The sequence below is a fragment of the Sphingobium sp. ZW T5_29 genome (genome assembly GCF_044987515.1).
Classification (GTDB): domain Bacteria; phylum Pseudomonadota; class Alphaproteobacteria; order Sphingomonadales; family Sphingomonadaceae; genus Sphingobium.
Window position 1 is genome coordinate 1 of the sequence record NZ_JBJDRM010000036.1, and the last position, 635, is coordinate 635.

Annotated in this window: 1 protein-coding gene; it reads left to right on the forward strand. The window is 67.2% G+C overall.

Annotated features, from left to right (window positions below; translation table 11 throughout):
• The coding region (locus ACI3KQ_RS15935) for a DNA gyrase C-terminal beta-propeller domain-containing protein (RefSeq protein ID WP_404959322.1) at positions 1–635 on the forward strand (635 nt) is incomplete at both ends.

The window sequence follows — 635 nt, forward strand, 5'->3', positions numbered from 1 at the left end:
GAGTACGACACCAACCGTCAGGGCGGTGTCATCGCGATCAAGCTGCGCGGTGCGGACGAAGAAGACGGCGACGAGCTCGTCAGCGCCCTGCTCACCGATGAGGGTGACGACGTCTTCCTCATCAGCCGGCACGGTATGTCGCTCCGGTTCACCGCGACCGACGACTCGCTGCGTCCGATGGGGCGCGCGACCGAAGGCGTGAAGGGTATGTCGTTCCGCGGCGACGACAGCCTGCTGTCCGCGTCGCTCGTCAGCGACGACGGATTCGTCTTCGTCGTGACCGAGGGCGGGTACGCCAAGCGCACCGCGGTCGACCAGTACCGCACCCAGAGCCGCGGCGGACTCGGCATCAAAGTCGCGCGCCTGAGCGACGATCGAGGCGATCTCGCGGGCGGTCTCATCGCCTCCGCGGACGACGAGATCCTTGTGGTTCTTGCCAGCGGCAAGGTGGTACGCTCTGCCGTGGCCGAGGTGCCCGCCAAGGGTCGTGACACGATGGGAGTCGTGTTCGCACGTGCCGGAGGCGATGATCGCATCATCGCGATCGCCCGGAACGGAGAGCGCGGCCTGGCCGAAGCATCCGAATCCGACGGAGATGCCGACGCGGTCGCAGATCCTGTTCCCGAGCCCACGAG